The organism is Bradyrhizobium roseum, assembly GCF_030413175.1.
Classification (GTDB): domain Bacteria; phylum Pseudomonadota; class Alphaproteobacteria; order Rhizobiales; family Xanthobacteraceae; genus Bradyrhizobium; species Bradyrhizobium roseum.
Window position 1 is genome coordinate 4,385,341 of record NZ_CP129212.1, and the last position, 22,039, is coordinate 4,407,379.

14 protein-coding genes are annotated in these 22,039 nt (G+C 65.0%); all 14 read right to left on the reverse strand.

What is annotated here, in order from left to right:
- Positions 1-241: 241 nt before the first annotated feature.
- A complete protein-coding gene (locus tag QUH67_RS21125; protein ID WP_300940911.1) occupies positions 242-11,887 on the reverse strand; it encodes a filamentous haemagglutinin family protein in 11,646 nt (3,881 codons plus the stop codon).
- Between the two features lie 167 nt (positions 11,888-12,054).
- Positions 12,055-13,032, reverse strand: a complete 978-nt coding sequence (locus QUH67_RS21130; RefSeq protein WP_300940913.1) for a FecR family protein — start codon at positions 13,030-13,032, stop codon at positions 12,055-12,057.
- A 38-nt stretch (positions 13,033-13,070) separates the two neighbouring features.
- On the reverse strand, positions 13,071-13,637 hold the full coding sequence (locus QUH67_RS21135; RefSeq protein ID WP_300940915.1) for an RNA polymerase sigma factor: 567 nt from the start codon (positions 13,635-13,637) through the stop codon (positions 13,071-13,073).
- 20 nt (positions 13,638-13,657) lie between these two features.
- Complete coding sequence (locus tag QUH67_RS21140; protein ID WP_300940916.1) at positions 13,658-14,323, reverse strand: STN domain-containing protein; 666 nt, start codon at positions 14,321-14,323, stop codon at positions 13,658-13,660.
- Positions 14,324-14,498: 175 nt separating this feature from the next.
- On the reverse strand, positions 14,499-14,915 hold the full coding sequence (locus tag QUH67_RS21145) for a hypothetical protein (protein WP_300940918.1): 417 nt from the start codon (positions 14,913-14,915) through the stop codon (positions 14,499-14,501).
- Between the two features lie 24 nt (positions 14,916-14,939).
- Positions 14,940-15,683, reverse strand: coding sequence for a lytic transglycosylase domain-containing protein (locus QUH67_RS21150; protein WP_407080471.1), 744 nt, complete (start codon positions 15,681-15,683; stop codon positions 14,940-14,942).
- A gap of 57 nt (positions 15,684-15,740) precedes the next feature.
- On the reverse strand, positions 15,741-16,295 hold the full coding sequence (locus tag QUH67_RS21155; RefSeq protein ID WP_300940921.1) for a hypothetical protein: 555 nt from the start codon (positions 16,293-16,295) through the stop codon (positions 15,741-15,743).
- Positions 16,295-16,810, reverse strand: coding sequence for a YbjN domain-containing protein (locus QUH67_RS21160; RefSeq protein WP_300940922.1), 516 nt, complete (start codon positions 16,808-16,810; stop codon positions 16,295-16,297). Before QUH67_RS21160 ends, QUH67_RS21155 begins: the two co-directional genes overlap by 1 nt.
- Before the next feature lie 20 nt (positions 16,811-16,830).
- Entirely contained in the window at positions 16,831-17,874 is a 1,044-nt protein-coding gene (locus QUH67_RS21165) for a peptidyl-prolyl cis-trans isomerase (RefSeq protein ID WP_300940923.1), read from the reverse strand.
- The gene (locus tag QUH67_RS21170) at positions 17,871-18,464 is read right to left on the reverse strand and encodes a hypothetical protein (protein WP_300940924.1); all 594 of its coding nucleotides are present in this window, start codon (positions 18,462-18,464) and stop codon (positions 17,871-17,873) included. Before QUH67_RS21170 ends, QUH67_RS21165 begins: the two co-directional genes overlap by 4 nt.
- 2 nt (positions 18,465-18,466) lie before the next feature.
- Positions 18,467-20,293, reverse strand: coding sequence for a putative porin (locus QUH67_RS21175; protein WP_300940926.1), 1,827 nt, complete (start codon positions 20,291-20,293; stop codon positions 18,467-18,469).
- Positions 20,294-20,338: 45 nt separating this feature from the next.
- Complete coding sequence (locus QUH67_RS21180) at positions 20,339-21,103, reverse strand: energy transducer TonB (RefSeq protein ID WP_300940927.1); 765 nt, start codon at positions 21,101-21,103, stop codon at positions 20,339-20,341.
- Positions 21,100-21,612 (reverse strand): hypothetical protein, encoded by a 513-nt coding sequence (locus tag QUH67_RS21185; RefSeq protein ID WP_300940928.1) that lies wholly within the window; start codon positions 21,610-21,612, stop codon positions 21,100-21,102. The genes QUH67_RS21180 and QUH67_RS21185 overlap by 4 nt, the downstream gene beginning before the upstream one ends.
- A gap of 20 nt (positions 21,613-21,632) precedes the next feature.
- Positions 21,633-22,037, reverse strand: a complete 405-nt coding sequence (locus QUH67_RS21190; protein WP_300940930.1) for an ExbD/TolR family protein — start codon at positions 22,035-22,037, stop codon at positions 21,633-21,635.
- Between the last annotated feature and the right edge of the window lie 2 nt (positions 22,038-22,039).

Below are 22,039 nucleotides of genomic sequence, written 5' to 3' on the forward strand. Positions count from 1 at the left end.
GTTCAGGATCGCCGCGAGGCTCGGCGCCGGCCGGCGCGCAAACACGCCCGTCGTACACAGCGCCAGGAGAACGACAATCCCCATCATGCGACGCGGGTGCATTCGCCCGGTCGGAAACGATACCCATGTCTCCGGTATCGACCGTAACGCATGAAACCGGAATGACGCGGTCTGGACGTTGCGTTCAGCGTGCCGGCGCCTCGCCTTTTCGGACGTCACGGTCAAAACAATGACGACATGCTCATTCCACGCGTGGCGACCCTCCCGAAGTCGAACCGCGGCGGCGCTCGGCAATTATCCGCCTGGCCTCCTCTGCCGTCATCTGGCCAGCGCCCAGAACCTGGTAGGCACTGTCGGGATTTTGAGTGCGTTGCTCGTTCACACCATCTCGCCGTGGCGACTGCTTCTCGTCTTCCTTAGCCGGCGCGTCGCCACCGCCGCCGCCATAGCCGAGCACCTCTACGATGATGATGGAAGCCTGCTGGGACTTGCCGGACTGCGTTGCATCCTTTGCGGCATCGGCGGCCGTCTTCTGACTCGAATCGCCGGTGTCGAGTTTGAGCGCCGTCAGCGGCGTATCCTTGGCCGCCAAACCTTTGACTTCACCGGAAACCTGGAAGTTGTTGGCGTTCAATACAAACAGAGCCGCAATGTTGAGATTGCCGCTCACCCGTACGCCGGCGTCGCCGGCATTGACCGTGCCCTGCGGCGCGATCAGGTTGACGTCGCCCTCCTCGACGCCGGTGAAGCCCACAATCGTGCCGATGCCGCTGCCGGAAATGTCGGCCTTTTCCAGCACTTTCGTTACAGCATTGGCGTCGGTCTGAACTTCCGGCGCGGATGCCACGCGCGTCGTCTTGGCGCCGCGCCCGGCGTCGATATCGCCTTGCGTCGACCAGATGGTCACGTCGCCACCGGCGAAGGTCAGGATGCGCGAGCGGTTCACGACGATGTTGTCGCGGGCGAAGATATTGATGTTGCCGTACCCGAGCGTCACCAGGCCGTAGCCGGCGCCGGGCTCGGTACCCAGCGCCGCAACCTGCAAGCTCCCGCCCGGCGTCAGCACTTCGATGTCGCCGCCGGCCATGGTGCGGAACAGCCCGTTGCCGAGGGTCACGTCGCCCTTCCACTCCCTGCCATGGAACAGGGAGTCGATGGCCGCATAACCGCGGTTGTAACCGCCGTTGCGCGGCTGGCCGTCCGCGCCCGGCAGGTTCTGGTCCGCTCCTCCCTCGCGCAGTTCCTGCAGGTAAACCTGGCGCAGGAAGCGTTCTTGCGTGAGTTGCGGCAGTGTCTTGAACCGCGCCCAGGCCTCGAGCGGCGACAGCTTCTCGCCGGTCATTTCCTCTACGAAAGAGACGACGCCGTTGCGTACGGTCTTCACGTTGCCGCTCTTTCGGGTCTCGAAGGCGTCCGTGAGATAGAGCGGCACCACCGTGCCGTCGGGCAACGTGGTCTTGAGATAGTCCGGCATCGCGGCGACGTTGGCCGGATCGAGATAGGCGGCCATGAACGCTGCGTAGGACGGCTGCTTGCCCTTGAGTCCTGCCATCACGCTGATGGCAGCGCCCTGATCGGGAAGACCCGCGATCTTCGTCTCAGGCAAGACGCGATTGTTGGTGTCGTAGCCCTGATTTCCACGGCTGTAGAGTGAAAAATCGGTACCGTAGACATCGCGCCCCGCCGAGAGCACGAGCGCGCCCGGCCCCAGCATCTCGACCTTCCCGCCAAAGCGCGTGCCGCTCTGGATGGAGCCGATCACCATCGTGCCGCCAATAATGTCGTTGCCTGCTTCGAGCAGGGAAACGTCGGTTCGATGAATGTTGCGCAAGGAGTAATCGACGTTGCGGATATCCTTGTCGGCCCGGAACCAGGTCTGCTCATTCGACGTGATGAGCGCCTGCAATTTCGAGAAAGACGTCGGCGGACGCTGCAAGCCGACGATCGAGCCGCCCAACGCATAGATACGGCTCGGCTCGTAGTCGTTCTCGTTCGGCAGGTGCTCGGGATTCCGCAGGCCATACAGATGCAGCTGGTGCCCGTTGAGATTGGAAGGCGGAGCGACGATGTCGTTGTAGAGAACATCGCGAAAACTGTAATAGGACGGCAGCTGGATTGGGGTTCCGCTTCCTCCCACCGGCTCGAGCGGCGACGGGATCATGCCGAGCGATGCACGGGACATCACGATTTCACCCGTCAGCACGTCGTTAGCGGCAAGAATTCGCATTTCCGGGCTGGTGCCCGGCAGTGCGTAGATCTGCCCTGCGTTGGTGACGGAGCCATTCAGCGCCGTGATGTGAACCTTGGATGGATAGAGGTTTCCAGCCAGGTCGTTCACCTCGGAGACGTAACGTGCGGCGGTCGGGGATACCACGAAGTCGACGTCCTTTGACAGGTACTTGACCTGGCCGACGATGGTGACGTCACCGCCGGTCGAAGTGAGGCTCAGCGCGGTGCGGTCGGTCTGACCGCTCATATAGGCCAGCTCACTGGCTTCACCCTTCCCGACCAGCAATGGATCGAGCATGGTCTGCAATGTGAGATCGCCGGCGGTGCGCACATCCAGCGTCGCGTCGCCGAGAGACAGGATCGGCGCGATCGCATAGGTCGTCACGTTCTGCTGAGTACGAACATTGACCGAGCGGCCAAAATCGAACTCGGCCGCCTCGATCGTGCCGGCGCCGCGGCCGACATAGTAATAGCCGGCACGGATTGCCCCGCCTGCCACCACCGACATCGATCCACCGTTGCGCAACTCGAGCAGCTTGCGCTCCTCGACGGAACGTCCGCCTCGCACGCGGCCGTTGGTCGGAAGCGCGACAGTCAGATTGACCAGATCGCCGCCGGCATCCACCGCGACGTTGCCGCCACCCAGCGCCCCGACACCGCGCTCGAAATTGCCGTAGTCGATCCACCACGCGCTTTGCCGCGCTGGCTGACCACCCAATGAAGAGTGCGTGTAGGGTCCGAATACATAGGATGCATCGAGGGCGCCCTGCTTCTTCAGCCACTCGGTGTAGTGCTGCATCTGCGTGCGGTCGGTCGGGAGCGTCACATCGATGCTGCCGCCGGCCGAAATCTGAAGATGCCCGCCCCCGACGCCGAACGCGGCGTTGCCGGGCGCGGTCGTGAAATCGTCGAGCCGTGCGAGATCCCGCGCCCCCGCGGTATAGATCGAGGCCGCCCCGATCAGTTTGATGTCACCGTTCGCGGCAATGGCGATGTCGCCCGTTCCGGTTCGCACGGCCGCGAAGGGCGTCACCAGGCTCGTCGTGGTAGAGGGCTGAACCGACGAATAAAGCAGCGCAATGGTGCGCAGGTTGGGCAATATCCGTGTCGTATAGAAGTCCGCGAAAGTCGAATATTTCGTCACGACGTTGATCCGGCTGGATGCGGTTATCAGCCGGTACCCATTGGAGTCGGTCAATCCCTTCGATGCCGCATAGCCGTTCCACAGGCTCAGCAGATACGCGTAACCGGCTTCGCCGGTCGTTCCCAGATTGATGACGGCACTCGAATCCGCATTCAGGCGAGCGCCTGCCGCGGTCTCGAGGGTCGAGAGCCAGACCGTAGGATTCACGGTGGCGCCCGTCGCGCTGGGTTTCAGGATCGCGTTGAAGCCTGGATCAACGTCCACGAGAGTCACGTCGGATACAGTCGTCCCGCCACTGATGTAGGAGATGGGCGATTGGCTGCTGAGGGTGATGCTGCCGGCAGCGCCCGCGGCGCGGCGCGCCGGGTCCGCGCTCTGGCCTACCGGTGCGGCGCCGGCCACGAGCGTCTGGCTCCAGGACGATGCGGCCACCGTGGTCCCATCCGTTTTGGTGATCGACGGTAACAACACCGCGTTTGCGAGCTCATTGGGTGCCGTGGCGGCGGGGGAATTCGCCGCAGCATTGAACGGCGCCGGGGTCGTCTGCGGCGCAGCCGTGGTCTGGAGCTTCTGAATGCCCTGCGTCGAGAAGCTGATGCCGGCATAGGCGGCCGGAAGGGCCGTTGCGGCATTGCTGTAGGCCGTGAGGTTGCTGGTCGTGTTGTTTCGGCCGCCGTTGAGGATGAGCGTCAACGCCGAGGCGGTCGTCTTGTTAATCTCGATGTATTTGCTGTCGAGCGTATCGCCGAACTGGAAGAAGCCGTCGCTGATGCTGCCTTTGAGATCGAGACTGCCTTCGGCGCGCAGCGTCAACACACCGGACTCGCCGAGGATGCTGCCGCCGGTGCGGTAGACCATCCGCGTGTAGTCGCGCAGCAGCCTGCCCTCCTGGCCGGCGATCACGTAAGCCTTGCCCAGCAATGGGTCGATGGCCATGACGCCGGCCGCGATCGCGGCAGCCTGGTCGACAGTGCCGGCCCCGAGATTCCAGTTCGACTTGAGCACGATGTCGCCGGCGTAATTGAGCTCCATGCCCGGACGGGCATGGAAGTTCGACTGGCCCGCGAGGCTGCCGAGCGCGCCATACGCGGCCGAGATGTCGAAGTCGCGCACGAACTCGACCAGCGTCCCCGCACCATACTCGGCCAGCACGTTCAGTTTGCCCGCGGCCGTGGCAGCCAGATCGAGTTCGGCCTGGCCGCTGCCATTGATTTTCACGCCGACGAAATCCGGATTGCTCGCGAGATCGGCGAGATCGAACCGCTTGAATCCCTCGAGCAGGATCTCGCGCGCGCCGGCAATATTGCCGGCGAAGCTGACGTTGACGGTGTCGGCGCCCGGCTGAACGATGACAGGCGCCCGCAGCGTAACCTTGCCACCCTCGCCGCCCGCCACGTCGATCAGGCCGCCCTGAACGACCAGCGTGCCGGCCGAGATGCCGAGCGTCACGCGTCCGGAGCCGAGGTTATCCACGCTGTCGGTGGCACCCGCCCGCAATACCGCGGTGTTGGTCATGGTGAGGCCGTTGCCGCCATAGATGGCGATCGCGCCGCCATAGCGGGCGCGCGCGTCGATCGTGCCGGCGATGGTCACGCGGCCATGGTCTGCGGCCAGCGTGAATGAATCGGTTACCGTGGTGCCGTCGATCGTGACGTCGCCGCTGCGGATGCGGAAGTCGCGCGACCTGGAGAACCCCGCCCCGTTGAGCCGCTGGTTCAGCGCCGCGAAGTCCGGCAGTTGCGCGATGTCGAGCGAGAACGCAGCCCCGCGCTGGCCGGCCGCCGCCTGCGCCCTGATCGCACCATCCAGCACCAACTGGCTGCCGTCCGAGTTAATCGCGAGCGTCCCCGCGCCGCCACCGCCCGGCTGAGCGGCGAGGTCCAGCACCGCGCCGGCGGCCATCCGCACCGAGCCGCCGACAGCCGTCAGCGAGATGCGTCCTGCATCGGTATATTCCGCGACGTCGTGGAATTGCTTGCCGAAGCCGCCGACATCAATCAGCGCGCCCTCGGTGAGAGTCACGTCGCCATTCCTGGCGGTCAGTTCGACGGTGCCGCCCAGCGCATCGGCACGGCCGCCGAACACGACGGAGCTGCCGGTCAGGCTCCAGCGCGCGCCGAGGCTCTCCTGGTCGCGCGCCGGCGCTATCGTCCCGTACCGTGCGACGCTGAGGCCGCCTGCCGTGGTCAGCGATTGCGCGCTGCCGCCGCGGCCGGTCAGAACCGGCGTCGCCAACGTCACCGTGGCAGTGCCGGCATCGAGCGAGCCCTTGCCTTCACCGACGATGCGCGTGGTGCCGGTCAGCGCCACCGTGTCGAAGCCGCGTAGTGCCTTGGCGCCCTGGCCGAAGGCCAGCTCCTCCGCGACGAGATTCAGGCGGCCATGGCCGACACCCACAGGCTCGCTGAACGTGCCGGTCGAGTTCTCCAGCACCAGCCGACCGGCCGTGACATCGATCTGGCCGTTGCCATAACCGGCGAGCACCGCCGCATCGAGGTTCACCGCACGCAAGCCGGACAAATCGACGGCATTGTAGAAGTCGATGCTGGTATAGCTGCGCAGGATCAGATTCTGCGTGTTGCCAAGCATCGCCAGCGCCACCTGGTCGAGCACCAGGCCGCTGCCGCCGCCAAAGCCGATGCGGCCGGAAGACACCGACAGGGTCGCGCCGGAAAGCTGCGCGCGTGGCTGCATATTGGTGTTTCGCGTGGCGTCAATCAGCAGCGCCTTGCCGCCCGCAAGGCTCGCTCCCGCGCCGATCGTCACCACACCGCCGGCCGCAAGGTCCACGTTCTCGCGGATCACCCGCACCGCATCGCCGTTGGACAGCCGGATCAATGCGCCCCAGTCCCGCGACGGCGTCGCGGAGCCGTCGCCCGGCACCTGCGGCGTCACCACGAGATCGCCCGCGCCGCGCGGCGCTTCGCCGGTCGCAACGATGACGCTGCCGGCGCCGATATCGATCGTCTCGCTCGCGGCCAGGATGATTTCCGGCCCCGTCAGCGCCGAACCTGCACCGTTGCGCACGACGATATCGTCGGCCGTGACATCTACCCGCAAGCCGCGCGCGTCGCCGCTTCGCGTACCGCCAAGCAAGAGACTGCCGGCGCCGAAATTCGACAGGCTGGTGGCGTCGAGCACCAGATAGCCGCCGGCGCGCAGGCCGCTTGCATCCTGCTCTGCGCCCACGACCGCGATCTTCGTCGCCGCGATATCGACCAGTCCGCCGCGACCGCCGCCCGCCGCCTGCGAGCGCAACTGCCCGTTCAGGATCAGTTCCTGCGTCGCCTTGAACACGACAGCGCCGCCGTCCATCGGCAGCCGCGGCGTGACGATGTCCTTTCCGGTCAGGCGATATTGCGTCAGCTTGAATGCGTCGGAAGCAAAGAACGTGTTGGCGTAGGCTTCATTGTATTCGCTGTATTTGCGCACGACGTCGCCCGACATCACCCGCCAGGACGACGGCCGTTGATCCCGGCTGCCGTCGAGCGCGTTGCCACGATAGCCGGTCATGACCGTCGAGCCGTCGGCCAGGCCGACAGATTGCGGAAGCGACGTGCCTTGCGCGCCGCCCATCATCTGCACGGCATAGCCGCCCGGCAGCAACGCATAGCGCGCCGGCAGCAGCGTGTACCACCCCGCCGCGATACCATTGCCGCCATCGAGCCAGATGCGCTCGCCGGTCCCGGTCACCGCGCCCATCGCGGGCATGATCGCGTACATTCCCGGACGCGTCAGCACGTCGTGCGAGCCGCCGGGGCCCGGTACATGTTCCCAGGCATAGAGATCGCCGCCGCCGCGGATGTCGACGACGGATCCCTCCGCAAGGTCGACGCTCGGCGCCTCCAGCGTGATGCGCTTCTCCGGCGGGCTCGTGATGATGGGCGGCTGGCCGCTGCCGGTGGGCAGCGTCCAGTTCTCATTGTTGCTGAGATTGCCGTAGGGCAGCAGCAGGCCGTCGCCGGTCACCGAGGTGACGCTGCCGGCGCCGAGGGTCAATTTGTCGCTCGCCTTAAGGGCGATCTGGCCAAACGGCGCCTTGAGCGTACCGCGCTGCTCGATCACCGGCGCCTGCAGCGTCAATGAACCACCCGCCGACAGCGCCACACCGGCAACGCCGTTCTGCTGGACGATGATCTTTTCGCTCGCCGTGATCGTCGCGCTGGTTTGCGAGGCCGGGTAGATCTGGGCGGCCTTCAGCACCAGAACGCCGGCCATATCCAGCGAAGCCGACTGGCCAGTGGCGAACGGAACGAGGCGAATGTCGGTGGCCTCCAGCACCGCCTGCGCGAAACCGCGGATGGCCGCCTGCTTCACATCGATTACGGTGGCGGCCAGCGTCAGCTTACCGCTTGACGCAGCTGTCGCGACGGACGCTCCGTTCAGAGAAATGAGGGATGCCGACAGGTGCGAGTCGGTACCGCTGCCATTGACCAGCGCGCCGCTGATCGAGAGCGACCCGCGAAGCGCGATGTCGACGCCTTCCAGCCGAACTGAAGTCGCACTGAGCGTGAGATCGGCGAAGCCGGACGGTTGGAGCATTGACGGACGAAAGACCAGACCGGCCTGCGCGGCCGCGCTGTCGGAGAGAATTACAGGCGCCGTCGTGGTGGACAAAGTGATGGCACCGCCGCGCGCGCCGCTGCCGCCGGCCTCGCCGCGCCATGTCCCTTCGAGCAGCCCCGTGCCCGTGATCGAAATGGAGCCGCCATTGCTGGCAAGCGTCACCGGAACGCTCTGTCGCGGTCCCAGCGCACCGCTCACTGGCACGTCGACTTCGCCGCTGGCGCCCGAGACGTCGATCAGCGAACCCGATTGAAGCGCGATCGAACCTGCTTCGATGCTTACCGAGCCGCCGCCCAGCACCACACCATCTCGCTGTCCGCGAACATCCGCTTCAATGCGCGGTGCGCCGTGCGCCACCAGCGCCGCCGTGCTGGCGACGGTGACGGTACCCGAGGTAGCCTGAACGTTGATCTGTCCGGCCAGCGCTTCCAGCCGACCATCGATCCTGACCGATCCGCCTGCCATCGTGCTCTGGCTCGCAAGGGTGATGCCGCCGCCGACATCGGTCGCGACGGTGGCCCCGGCTCCGATCGTGACATTGCGGGCGGTGAGCGAGAGCGAGGTCGGCGCAAGGTCGGCGCGCTGTGGGGACGGCAGCACGACGAGCGGGGCAACGTCCGCAATCGATGCACCCGTTTCGATGCGAGCCGCATCCGTCAAGTCGATACTGTGCGGGACGTGACGGACGGTAGCCCCGTCAGCAACCGTGATGTTGCCGCCGCTGGTGATCTGGATCGAGCGGAAGCCGATATCCGAGTAGAGCGACTCCGCCAGACGGACAGTGCCCACGGGCGCCGGAGTTGCGCCCCCGATCTGGAGCGACGAACCGGTGTTTACGGTCAGGCTGCCGCCCGACCCGGCCGCATAGCCGCGCATGTCAACCATGAGAAGCTCCGCGGCGTCGATGCCGCTAAACGTAATGGCGCCAGCGTCCCCTGCCCGCAGTTCGTACTTGCCTTTGTACAGTCGGTACCAACCGCCGCCGGAGACATCGAGCACGGCGCCCGGCTCGAACCGCGCGTTCATGACATCGATGCTGCCGCCACGGATGACCGGCGCCAAGAACGTTGCGATTCCCGTCTTCTGGTTGACCCATTGGCCGCTGACGTCGATGGCGGCATGGGCGCCAAAATGCACGCCCTCGGCTTCACGGAGTGTGACGGTGCCGCCCGCGGCACGGATCACCCCGTCCACCTTGAATTGCTGGGTGTAACCATCGACGGTGTTGGCTCGAACCGCAAAGGAACTACGGGGCGCCAGTTCGAGGACCGCGCCCTGCTCCAGCGTGAAACTCTTGGTGACGAAAAGTTCGATCTTGCCGAAGCCTGCCGCACTCAGGACATCGGAATCGAGATAGGTCGTACGAAGCAGAAATGAGTCGTCAGACGGCGGATTGACGCCGCTCGTGCCGCTGTACCAGAACGAAGAAAGCGGTGTTGTTGCGCTGAAGTCGGACGGCAGTTGTACCGGATTGTTCGAAACGATCAGGTTGGCCAGCAGCCACTGCTTGGCATCATCGCTGTTGTCACCGACAGCCAGCGTGCCCGCCTGCGCCAGCTTGCCGGTGGCCGCCTGGCGCTCGCCAACGACGGTGCCGCCCCAATAGCCGCCTTCGAGCACGACGCCTTCGGCCGCATAGAACTGAATCGAGCCGGCCTTGCGGCCTTCCGTGTAACCGCGTTCGAAGCGGGCGCCCCTGTTGCTGCCGCGGAGGCCGCTCCAGGTTTCCGTGACGCCCCAGCGGTCATGCGAGACGGTGAAGCCGTCGGCGAAGGCCACATATGCCTGGTCCGGCCGAGCCTCCGAGATGTCGTAGACGCGCCCGTCGGCGCCGAGCAGCTTGGTCGTCTTGATCCAGCCGTCCGTGTAACGCACCGAACCGCCCGAGACGTCAAGCAGAGAGCCCGATCGTGTGATCAGCGAGCCGGCCGACTTCAAGGTGATCGAACCGCCTTGCGTCGACAGCTCGGCGATGTCGGTCTTGCCGACGCCGACCCACGCCGACACGTCGGCCAATGGCGTTCCCTGCCAAGCCCCCGGAACGTAATTGCCGTTCGCGTCGGTCACCCACCGCACGCCAGACATCAGCGCGTCGGTGAACGTCCCGCCGGCGCGCCGGTCAACGTAGATCTTCTGTCCGCGCAGCCAGGACTCCTTGAACAGCGGCGAATCGCGCAGCTCGTTGATACGCAACTCGGCCTGAACGACGTTGCGCTCCATCGCGACGAGGATGTCCTGCAATCCGGCGACGCTGAGATAGGCATCCTCTCCGACGTAGATGCGGCTGCCGTCGCGCTTGCGCTCACCGGAAACTGGATCGTCGCTCGCCCATCCATCCGTGCTCGCCACCGCGCTGATGGTGCCCGCGGGAACGATGACGTTCGCCTGGCTTTCGATGTTGATGAAGTTACCGCGCAGTTCGACGCGGCCGGGCCGGTAGCGCGTGCCCGTCGATGTCAGCTCGATCTCGCTGGTGTCGGTGAGATCGGGCATCGCCGCCGTGACGCTGCCCGGCGCCAACGTCACCGTGCCGCTCTTCGACCAATACCACAGGATTCCAGCGGATGGATCGCAGTACGAGCTCGAATAGCAGCCCATGCCCTGGCCGAAGCCCTGCAGGCGGATCGAGCCGTCGCGGTTGTTGAGCGCAGTCGACGCCAGCAGTGCGCCGTTCTGGAAGACATCGCGGGCGGTCAGGGTAATGTTGCCATGATCGGCCTGGATGACGCCGTTGTTGACGACGCGATAACCGACGGCAGCCGCACGCTGCTCCATCTCGGGCAGAATGATATTCCTGATGTCCGTGCTGAAAGCGTCCGTCTCCAGTGCCGCCTGAGCGTAGGAAAACATCCAGCGCATCGGCGCGGACGCCGCGACATCGAGGCCGCGGAACGTGCTTTTGCCGGTGATCGGATCAGGCCAGGCCGTGCTGGTCCTGAGATAGATCTGCTCGCCGGCGGCCATGATCACCTGACCGTCGGGCGCTAGAATCTGCCCGGAATTGACGACGTGCGGCGCGAACAGCATCGCCTTGCCGCCGCTGGCGGTGGTGATCTGCGCCCCGCCCTCCACGCGCACGTCGCCCGACGCCGCCCCGATCACGACGCCCGGCACCTGACCGGCAGCGGAGATGGACGTACCGCTTACCGGTCGCTGCTGCCCGAGATAGCCGAACTGTGGCATCGCGATACTGTTGCCGGACGGATCGTTGAAGACATAGAGTTCCTTGTTGATACCCGCCATGAATTGCGCATTGGACAGGCTAAGGCTCGATGCAACCAGCGTGTGAACGTTGACCTGGCTCGCGCCGCCAAAGATGATGCCGTTGCGGTTGATGACATAGACCTGCCCCTCGGACTTGATCGAGCCGAGGACCTGGCTCGGCGCGACGTTGCCGTCCACCCGATTCAGGGCGATCCAGTTGCTGGCGTCAGCTCCGCCGGCCCGCTGATCGAAATAGAGATCCGTCTCGCGGCCGACGTTGAACTCCTTCCAGGTCAGGATCGCTTTCTGCTCGTTCTGCTTGACCGTGACCTGGGTGCGGCCGCCATTGTTGGATTCGGTCGGCAGATTCGCGCCCTGCCACAATCCCGCGCCGCCGTCGGTCGCACTTGGGGTTGCGCCCGGCATCACCACCAGGCCGCCTGGCCGCAAACCGTTCTGTATCGTGACCGGCACGGTGCGCGCCAGATTGCGAGCGGCCTGTTGCGCGGCCTGCATTGCCTGAATGGACTGGGTGGCCCGCCTCAGCGAATCCGCGGCCTGCTGCGCGGCGCGCTGCGATTCCTGCGACACCGCTTGCAGTGCCGGCGATGTCGTCGTCGTATTCCCGCCCAACTGACGCGCGGAAGCCTCGGGAGCAGCAAGCAACGCCGCCATGCTGACGCTTGCGAGCAGAGCCCGGCGCAGGAACAAGCACGTGCGGGCGGAAGACGGATTGTGGGACATCAGGGATTCTCGCGCGAGGACGGGACGACAATGATCGCAATCGTTGTTTCGGCGTTGCGATCTCTGCCTAGATCCTTCCCGGAGGCCGGCACCGAAAAAAAACTTCGATCATCCGGCGTCTCGCCTCGCTTGCTTTTCGTCCGCCGATCGGCCTCCGCCATGCGGGATCAGCCCAACAGCACGATGCCGCCGGGCAGAGTCGTGACGGATGCGCCAAAAACCTGCTGGATCTGCGCAACGACGCCGTCGACATTTGCGATCGGAAACCGCGCATTGAACAACCGGCGTCCGAGCGCGGCGTTGGTGACGAAGATGCGGCCGGATCGATAGCGGTTGATCTCCGCGACGGCATCTGCGAGCGGCGTCGATCGGAACACCAGAATGCCGGCTTTCCACGCGGTGACAAGGCCGACATCGACCATCGTAACCTTTCCCAACCCGCTGCCGGAATAGGCGACTTGCGCTCCGGCCCGGAGATCGGCCGAACGATTTCCAAAGGCGACCTCGAGCGCCCCCGCGACACAGGTGGTGCAAACGACGTCGCGCTCGTAGCGCATGTTGAAGGTGGCATCGACCGCCGTGACGCGGCCCTCTCCGGCGGCCACCTCGATCGCGCGATGCAGTTCCGGGCTCGCAACAATCGCCGCCTCGCCGCCAAACAGTTCGACACGCTCCGCGCCGCCATGGGTCGACGCCCTCAGCGCAATGCTGGTGCGGGTGTTGAGTTCGATCGACGGGCCTCCGGAAAGCGCGATCCGGCGCTGCTCTCCCGGCGCGGTCCGATAGTCGGCCGCGAGCTCGGACCAGGACGGCCAAAGACCGAGCGGGGAACGCGCGCCAACGTAAGCCGTCGCGGCCACGGACACGGCAAGCGCGCTGCCGATGAAGGCGCGGCGCCCGATATGGACGATCTGTTCGGGCGCATCGGCGCCGGTCATCTGCCTGCTTGCCGGTCCGACCGCCTCCCAGAGCCGGCACGCCCGCGCGAACGCTTCGGTGTAGCCGGCCTGCGCCGACCATTGCCTGAAAGCATCGAGATCGGCAGGGCCGGCATCGCCGCCGGCGAAAAACACCACCCAATCGTGCGCCTCGCGGTCGATCCCCGCCAGGAAGCCCGCCGGGTGGTCGGAAATTTCGCCAGCCATATGTCCAGCGTCGTCGGGACGCGGTCTTGCAGCACACATCAGTCCAGCCCCCCATCTGCCTGAGATCGTTTCGAGGGGGCGGGACCGAATCTTTTTACGGCGCTTCGTCCGACGCGTAACGCACAATGAGCGAGCGCATGCTTGAGTTCGATCTCGACAAGACGCTGCGAGACACCGAGGCGCTCGGCTATCGCCCAGAGCTGAATGCCCTCAAGGCGGGAGGCCAGCAGGATCTCACGGCGGCGCGGCGTCAGCTCGGACAATGCCCTTGCAAGCAGCGCGACTTCCGACCGCGCCATCGCGGCGGCTTCGGGGCCGGGCGCGTCGTCGACGATGCCGACCGCCATCTTGGCGTCCGTGAGCGTGACGAAGCCGTTTTCCGCCTTCAAGCGCTTCAGCGCGACATTTGCCGCCATCTGCAGCAGATAGTTCCTCGGGCTATGCACGACACCGGCCGGAACGGCATTGTCGATGCGCAACCAGGTCTCGTGCAGCACGTCGCTGGCAAGCTCGACCGATCCGAAGCGCCGCGTCAGTCGCGCGCGCAATTCGTCGTAACCGAGCAGGAAGAACCGCCGCAACGTGTCGCGATTCGAGGCGGTCATCGGCGAGATACCCGGTGCATCTAGCGTACCGCCGTCGTCGAAGCGCCGCGACAACCGCTTGGTTCGCCCCTGGCGCGCGCAAGGATCGCCATTGTGATGGGTTGCGGCAGGTCCGAAGGCGGTGCGGCGCCGATCGGTATCCCGCGCAACGCTACCGCAAATACACTCTCCCGCATCTCCCCGCCCGGGGAATCGAGTAGTTGCGCGCGCTGCACGCTTCCCATGGACGAGATCCACAGCTGCAGCAGCAGGTCCGTGTCGCCGGGTCTCGTTTCGGGATGTGCGCACAACGCCTGCGATACCCGCGACTGGATCACCGCAAAATATGACTGATGGCTGGCGCTCGGGAGCCGCAAGGATGGATCGAACGTAATGACAAAACTGTTTGGACCGGTCGCTCGGGCGACAAGACCGCTTCCGGCCAGTAGACCCCGTAAGGCGGCTTCCGGAACCAGCCGCCCCTCAACCACTTGCGAGCGCCGGCCGGCAGTCAGATCGCCATCGTAATAGAGTTCGACGCCGGATGCGACGGCATAGGCATCAAGCGCAGCCGCCAGCGGCTGGACAGCAATCGCGAACTGTATCGGACTTCGCGTCTGTGAAACCGCCCCGTGACTCGTCAGCGCCAGTCCGACTCCCAAAAGCAGCGCGCGGCATAACCGAGCGCTCCGGCCTTGCGCGACCATTTGCGCATCCGGTGTCACAACGCATCCTCACATCTACAACACGATGACCAGTCCGCCTGAGAACCTTACGGAGGGTGTATTACACTGGCGTGTCATCGAACAAAGGGAGAGAGAACAGCCTGCGCTCCGACCGCCAGGACATCTCCGATGCGAGCCACCCGAAGTCCGGATCGTTCTATCGACGTACCCCGGGCGTGGTGAACACCGGCGGCGGGGGCCGGTACGGAACGACTGAAACACCGAAATTCCGGCCGTATTGTTGCTGAACGGCCGGGATGTTCACCACACCGGTCTTGATGTCCGGCGAGCGCGCATCGATCGGTGGAAGGTTCATGACGGGATTGACACGATCCACCTCGCGCCTGAGTTTCTGATTGAGGCAATCAATCGCCTTGCCCGATCCGGTTTCGGCGCATTTCTCAGGTTTGGCCGGTACATTGCCCGCACCACCGCCGATAACGATTTCAGGGCGACTCGGAGCGCTTGCTTGGGGGTTGACTGGCGGTGCACCGATGACGATTTCCGGGAGCACTTTGACTTGCTCGGTCTGCCCCGTCGAGACAAGTCCAACCGCGGCAACGAGCGTCAGCATGGTCCGCCGCATCTTCATTGCCTCCTATCGTCCCGCCCGCGCCTGCACGACGAGCGCGCTGAGCCGGGTGTTGAGTGCCGCGATATTCACTGTGCCGATGCGCGCCAGCCCGGCGCATTTGCGGCCACAGCTAACCGGTCCGCCACTCCTGCCCGGCTCTCCGAAGGTCGCAACAGGAACCGTGCCCGATACCTGAAAGCCGCGCGCGGCAAGCCTGGACCGCACGGCCAGGCAGTAATTGACGGACAGATGGGAAAACCGGGTTTCGCCATGACCGGCACGGTACTTCATCGTCGCCGTACAAATATCGCCGCCCGCCAGCCGCCACGCTTTGGCGAGATAAGTCACGCCATAATGAATGTTGGTTTCGGGCACCGCGAGTTCGGCGAGCGTGCCGTTGAAGCCGAGCATGCGCGCCGTCGAAGGCAGAATTTGCATCAAGCCGATTTCGCCGACGCCGCCGATGGCGCCCGGATTGAACCCGCTTTCCACTGACATCACCGCCTCCGCGATCTCGGACGGCAGGCCGGTCCGCGCCGCCTCCTTTTCGATCAGCGCACGAAAACGCGAGCGCGCATCGGTAGCGACGGTCGGCGCCGGTAACGTTGCGCGATTGCTCTTGTTCGGTGCCGAGGCAAAAGCAGCCGGCTGCACCGGTGCCGGTCGATCAAGGGTGTCGACGGCGGTGAACCGGGCATCGAACGACGTCGAAACCGTTTCTGCGAGCGCGCCTCCGGACAGAATGACCAGGGCGATGGTCGCCCATATCGACAACCACGTTCCAACTGCGCCGCACGACGCACGTTGCGTACGCGAGACCATCCGCTAGTTCCCTTCTCGCGGCCGGTCGTTCGCCCGCGGCGAAAGGCGCAGATGCAACGGCTGCAGCATCGCAGGCGGCGGCACGCCAACGTCGCCTTCAATCAGTAGCGCCCGCAGATCGGCTGCCGCAGCGGCATCGTCGATCCCGTCGACCTCGATGCGGTTGACCTTGCCATCGGCCCGAATCCAGGCCCGCAGTACGAACCTTGAAGGCGCGCCGGCTTCGCCGTCGCAACGCACCAGGTAGTCCTGGACATGACGCGCCCTGTCGCCATCGCCGGCGAGTTGCTGTTCGATCCGCGCCTGCACTTGTCTAGCGAAGACCTGCCAGGACTGCGGAACTGCCGTCGCAGGCCGGTACACACCGCTTGACGCGGCAACAGGCGACGCGTTCGCCTCCGCCCAGGCGGCGATCAGCCCCGCCATCCCCGCCACGGAATGGACGACGCGCTTCCACCACGCCGCGCGGCGTGAACGCCTGCCGACGGCCGCCGGCGGAATAGCATGTCGCCCGGCCGGTGCAGGAGAGTTCGCTGCCAATTCGCGACGCTTGGACATCACTGGACGGTTCCGGAGGCGCCCGCCTCGACCGCCGTTTCGAGCGTCGGTGCCTTGGGCATCGCTGGTGCGGTCGTTTCGCTCTTCGCAGAAAGCTGGCGCAGTTCGTCGCGCAGATATGCGATCAGTTCCTGCACCAGGCGATCCCAGATTTCGATGTGGGCCCGAAGGTGGTTCGGCATCACGCCGCCCGCCACCGAGACATCGAGCGTAAGGACGAGGAACGGCTGACTGAGCTGCAGGCGCGCAAAGCGGCGCGTCGCATTCCAGCGGTTGACCAGTTCGAGCGGAAGTTCGCCCTGTACCTGAAGCACGGCGGTGAATGCGATGTCGACAAAACTTCCGTCGGGGAGCCGGTTTCCGGGCCGAACGTCGAAAGCGAGTCCGCCGGTCGCCGAGCGCAGATACGACACGTTGGCCACCGGATCGGTCGCCTCCTCGACCCGATAGCCGACCTGCTGGAGAGCGTCTCGCAGGCTATCGAGCGCGAGTTCGGTGATGGGGTTATCGGACATAGGAGACTCCACTTCGAGAATTACTTGCGGGAACTGTCGAGCAGGTTCGACAGCGCGAGTTCGTTGAGGATCGGCGGGTTACGCTTCAGGAGTTCGGCGAGATAGGCCCGGCGCATCGCACCTGCCCTTTCAGCGCGAATCTGCTGCACCAGCTGATCGCGGACTTCGGGAAGCGTGCGGGTGTAGGCGGCCTTGGTGTCAATCAGCTTGAGGATGTGCCAGCCATCGTCGAGGCGGATGGGTTCGGATACGCTGTTCTTGGCGAGCCCGATCAACAGCGTCTTGATTTCCGGCCGGATCTGGTTTTCGGTAACCCAGCCGAGATCGCCGCCGTCCTTCTCATTGGCAGCGCGCGCGATTGCGGCAAAATCGGCACCCGGGGCTTTCAACTTGCCCGCCACCTCGTCCAGGCTCTTCTTCGCCTTTTCTTCCGTCGCCTTGTCGGCATCCTTCGGCGCGGCGATGAATATCTGCGCGAGCTGGAACTGGCGCGGCATCAGCAGGGCGGCGCGGTTGGCGTCGTAGACTTTTTGCAGGTCGTCCTCGCTCGGAAAGCCGGCCGGCGGCGTCGAGACCGACTGCAGATAGAGTTCGGTCAACGCGTTTTCCCGCACCCGATCGAGCTGCGCCGCGATCGTCGGCTGTTGGTCCCACTTCTTGGCAAGAACCTCCTGCAGCACCAGGCGGTTGGCGAGCAGCATGCGAACCGCCTGGCTGAGCAGCGCGGGATCCTTGGCGAGCGCCGCCTGATCCTGCGCGCCGAGCGCGCCGACATAAGCACGGAGTTCGTCAGACGAAACGTTGGCGTTGCCGACCCGCGCGATGACGTCATCCGTTTTGGCGGCAGCCAACCCCTGCGTCGCGGGCGCCGAAGGCGCTGGCGCTTCGGATCCGGCGGCCTGGGGCGCGGCCCTCTGCTTGGGCGGCGCTGGCGCCGGTGCGACACGTTGCGGCGCGGGCGGCGGCGTCTGGGCAAAAGCCCCGACCGGCATGACGGCGATCACCGCGGCAAGGGCCGCAATCCGGACCGGCTGGAATGTGCTTGAAACGATCGATACGTTCATGGTGTCGCCTTCTGATCGAGAAGCTTGTCGGTATATTCCTGCAGGAAATTCTGCGCGTTGACGCGGCCCACGCCGATCGTCGGCTCGCTCGCCATGAAAGCTTCGCCCACCGTGAGGCTGCGATATCGCTTCAGGATTTCGTTGCCGTCCTTGATGAGCTGCGTGTTCTTGGCCAGGCAGCTCTTGGTGCTCGCCTTGAAGGCAGTTGCCTCGCCCTCGAACTTGGCGCGCTCGGCATCCTTGGTACGCGCCACCGTGGCGGCTTCCTCGTAGGCCGATTTCCATTTTTCCAGCGTCTCGTCGCGCTCGGTCAGGCGCTGGTTGAACTCGTCGACCGCCTCGCGATTTTGCTTTTCGAGCCGCTTGGTTTCGGCCTTGGCGGCGTCGATCTGCGCCTTGAGCGCGGCCTTCTCCTTTTCAGCTTCGGCGAGTTTTGCCTGCGAGGCGGTACGCTGGTCTTCCAGCTGGCGCGTCTGCGCGGTAGCGCTGCGCAGCGCCTCGCGCAGGCGATCGTGCTCGGTGTCGGCGCGGGCCTCGCCGCAGAAGGCCATGGCGAGAAGCAATGCAAAAGTGGTGATTCGTAGCTGCATGATCAGAACTTCGCGTTCAGGTCGACCTGGAAGACGTCGACGGCATAAGGCAGGCCCGCGATATTGTTGGCGCTCAGGTAGCGCAGGCTGGCCCACACGTTGTCGCTGAGGCCGACATTGCCGCCGATGAAGTAGCCCTGGAGATTGGTGCCGCCCAGACCGAAGTCGGAGTCGACGAACGCGTCGATCGTGGCGTCCGACTCCAGATACTTGTAGCCGGCGTGGACGTTCCAGTCCCAGAGCCGCTTGATCACCCTGTCACCGACGGTGACGCGGGCCAGCCAGCCCTGGTTGCCGCCGTTGTGGGGGCCGGCAACTCCCGGAGCGACATCCGGCCCGCGGTTGTTGACCGCGAAGGCGTTCATCAGGCCGCGGTCGAACGCGGAGTTCCAGATATACTCGCCGTCGAGCACGATATGAACGGGGTGGAAATGGCCCAAATCGAGCTGCGCACTGGCGACAACCGGGCGATACTGGCTGACCAGACCGAAATACTGGTAAAGCGGCGGCGCCGGATTGGCGGGATCGACAACGAGGTCGCGCAGGAACCTGTACGTGTTGCCCTTCTGCGAAAAGGATGGCCGCCTGATATCAGTATCGCAAATGTCGGCGCTGGTCGGCGCAAAGCAGGGGCTGGAGAGCCGTCCCTGGACGTTGGCGAAGTCGTAATAGGCGACCGCGGCGCGGAAGCTCGATTCCGGCGCGAACCGCGAGACGAAGCCGGCCTGACCACCAAACAGCCACTTGTCCTGACTGCCAAATTTCGCATTTGGAATCGCCAGGTTGCTGCCCGCATTGGCGTCGGTGTTGAAGATCGAAAACGCGCCGGCGACAGCAAACGGCGTGAACCACTCGTAGAGGTCGTACTTGGCTTGCACCGCGGCGCCGTCGAAGCCGAGATCCCGGTGCCAAGCCAGATCGGTCGGCGACCAGAACGGATTGTCGAACCGGCCGATCGAGACGTTGAGATTGTCGCCGAACGCCTGGTACTTCAGGAATCCGCGGTCGAGCCACAAGGCATATTTCGAGAAATTGCCGCCGCTCGCGCCGAGCGTTTGATTGGTCGATACGGGCGAGCTGTTCTCGCCGGTCGCGATCCGCAGGCCCGCGCTGAAGCCGCTGTAGATGTCCGCCTCCATGCCGAGCCTGGCGCGAAGCCGAGGCTGATGGCGATCCTGCGTCGTGTTATAGGTCGGGAAGTTCGTCGAACTCGCCAGATCATAGGGCGAGCCGGTGTTGATGGCGTTGAAGTTGATCGCATCGAGCTGGTTGTTTCCTTCGGGGAAGAAACTGCCCTGGTAGCGCGCACGCAGATCGCCCGAGAAGCGAATCCGCTGGGCCCACTCCGGATATCTGCCCGGCGACGCCCAGTTTTCCTTGTGCGCCCTCTCCATGACCTCCCGTTTAATCTCTTCACGTAACTGCCGTTTGACAACTTCCGGCACATAGGTGACGTGGCGGGTTCCAGGGGGAGTTGCGGCGGCGGTTGCGGCATTCGCCGCCTTGGCCGCCTCGTCGGCCTTCGTCGCCGCTCCCTTTGCTGCCTCGCGGGCCACAAAGGCCTCGTCATTTGCCTGCCGGATCAGCGCCTCCGCCTGCGCCTGCTTGAGCACGCCCTGCTCGACCAGCATGTTCACCAGGTTGATCGTGGCGTTCGGCGAAGCCGGCCTGACCTGCGATACCCCTGTTCGCCTGTCGGATGTCCTTGCCGACGACTGCCCCTCGCCCAAGGCGGTCTGGCCCAGCGCCGGAGCGGCGCAGGTCAGCGCACACAGCGATACGGCGAGCGGCATCAAGCGCCGGCTTGCGTCTGATTTCTTCTTAAACATCGTTCCTCAGTCCTTTAATAGTCGGCGAAATCGTTACGAACCACTTCAGCTCGGCCGGCGCGCCGTCACGCGCGTCACCACCGGCATCGGCATGTCCCTCGGCGGCGGCTCACGCAGCGTCAGCTTGCCGAGCACCTCGTCGCGGATGATCGCGTCCAGTTCGGCGTCGCCTGTCGACGGCGAGATCGTCACCCGCGTCACGCGCCCGGTCGCGTCGGCCCACAGCCGCACCTGAATCTGCGTCGCCATGTTCCGCGTCCGCGGATTGGCGCGGATGGCGGCCGTGGCCTGGTCGGTCACGATCGTGCTGTACCAGCCCCAGCGGCTTCCGCCGCCTCCGCCGCCGCCATAGGGACTGCCGCCCACCTTGCTGCCGAGATTGAACAGATCAACGGGCCCGACCGCCTTCGCATCAAGCGCCAGCGGCCCCGGAGGCTCATCGTTCTTGGCGTCCTTGACCGGTTCGTCCTTTGGCTTGTCGACCGGCTTCTCTTCCTTGAAATCCGGCTCGGCCATCTTCGGCTGCTCGATCATCTTCTGCTCGGGCGGCGGCGGTGGTGGCGGCGGGGGCGGTGGCGGCGGCGGCACGATGTTGACGACGGTGAGCTCACGTACCTGGCGCGGCGGCGGCATGTCGTCATTGCCGACCAGGAAAAACAGCGTGAAGCCGAACAGCCCAGCGATGACCACCAGCGCTGCAACGTAACGCACCACCGCCCAACGCTCCCTCGCCGGACGTTGCACAGCAGGCGTCGACGCAATTGCATCGCGCGCGCCCGGAGCGTCGTGATTGTGCAGCGGCATGTTCATGACGCAACGTCCAACGTCACCGGCTCGGCCAGCCGTTCGGCGACGTACTGCACGACGAACTGAACGACAGTGTCGAAATCCGTCGTTTCCACGGTAACCTTGGTCTCCGGTTGCGCCTCGATGGAAACGCAATACATGTTTCGATCAGCCAGGAACTCGACATGAGCGGCGCGGTCGATCGATAGCCGCGACCCCGGGCAACGTGAGATGCGCAGCAGCAGCGGATCGTGATCGAGCCCGACGCTTCCGATGCGGCTCTGCAGTTGATCCGCAAGCTTGACCAGCAGCGCCTCGCCGCGAAGCGGGAACGGCAACAGCACGCCGCCATGTTCCTCACGGCCTCGCCTGTCATCCTGCAACGCGACGGGGTGCGCGCCCCCGGTCGCCGCAGTTCGCTTCAGCGTCGAACGCTCACGGCGTTCACCGAAGTCCTGCTCGATCGGCGACGGCGCACCGCGAAGCCGGGACCATAACGTCCTGATAATCCTTGTGGCGACGCGCATGTCCATGGCGGAACCCATTCGATCCGTCACTTCACTAGCGGCTTGGTCGCGAGACCGACCTGCGACAGGCCGATGCGCCCGAGCAGATCGAGCACATCCATGATGTTCTGGTACTGGGCCTGCGCGTCGCCACGCAGCACCACCGGAAATTCCGGCGTCAGCGCCTTTTGCTGCACCAGGCGTTGTTCGAGTTCCGGCAACGTCACCGGTATGGTGTCGAGGAAGATCTTGCCGTCATTGGCAACCGTGATCGCCTTGGTCGTCTGCGTGGCCAGGCTCGGTGCGGCCGTCGCCTTCGGCAGATTGACCTTCTGGCCCTGTACCGTCGCCGTCGTCATGATGATGAAGATCACCAGCAGCACGTAGGCAAGGTCCAGCATCGGCGTGATGTTGATGTCGTCATACGGCTTGGCGTCGCCCTGAACCTGCATGG

What these genes read in the sequence shown, in the direction of transcription:
- QUH67_RS21125 (WP_300940911.1), bottom strand. Translation starts at nt 11,887, where the DNA reads ATGTCCCACAATCCGTCTTCCGCCCGCACGTGCTTGTTCCTGCGCCGG.
- QUH67_RS21130 (WP_300940913.1), bottom strand. Translation starts at nt 13,032, where the DNA reads ATGGCTGGCGAAATTTCCGACCACCCGGCGGGCTTCCTGGCGGGGATC.
- QUH67_RS21135 (WP_300940915.1), bottom strand. Translation starts at nt 13,637, where the DNA reads ATGACCGCCTCGAATCGCGACACGTTGCGGCGGTTCTTCCTGCTCGGT.
- QUH67_RS21140 (WP_300940916.1), bottom strand. Translation starts at nt 14,323, where the DNA reads ATGGTCGCGCAAGGCCGGAGCGCTCGGTTATGCCGCGCGCTGCTTTTG.
- QUH67_RS21145 (WP_300940918.1), bottom strand. Translation starts at nt 14,915, where the DNA reads ATGCTGACGCTCGTTGCCGCGGTTGGACTTGTCTCGACGGGGCAGACC.
- QUH67_RS21155 (WP_300940921.1), bottom strand. Translation starts at nt 16,295, where the DNA reads ATGTCCAAGCGTCGCGAATTGGCAGCGAACTCTCCTGCACCGGCCGGG.
- QUH67_RS21160 (WP_300940922.1), bottom strand. Translation starts at nt 16,810, where the DNA reads ATGTCCGATAACCCCATCACCGAACTCGCGCTCGATAGCCTGCGAGAC.
- QUH67_RS21165 (WP_300940923.1), bottom strand. Translation starts at nt 17,874, where the DNA reads ATGAACGTATCGATCGTTTCAAGCACATTCCAGCCGGTCCGGATTGCG.
- QUH67_RS21170 (WP_300940924.1), bottom strand. Translation starts at nt 18,464, where the DNA reads ATGCAGCTACGAATCACCACTTTTGCATTGCTTCTCGCCATGGCCTTC.
- QUH67_RS21175 (WP_300940926.1), bottom strand. Translation starts at nt 20,293, where the DNA reads ATGTTTAAGAAGAAATCAGACGCAAGCCGGCGCTTGATGCCGCTCGCC.
- QUH67_RS21180 (WP_300940927.1), bottom strand. Translation starts at nt 21,103, where the DNA reads ATGAACATGCCGCTGCACAATCACGACGCTCCGGGCGCGCGCGATGCA.
- QUH67_RS21185 (WP_300940928.1), bottom strand. Translation starts at nt 21,612, where the DNA reads ATGGACATGCGCGTCGCCACAAGGATTATCAGGACGTTATGGTCCCGG.
- QUH67_RS21190 (WP_300940930.1), bottom strand. Translation starts at nt 22,037, where the DNA reads ATGCAGGTTCAGGGCGACGCCAAGCCGTATGACGACATCAACATCACG.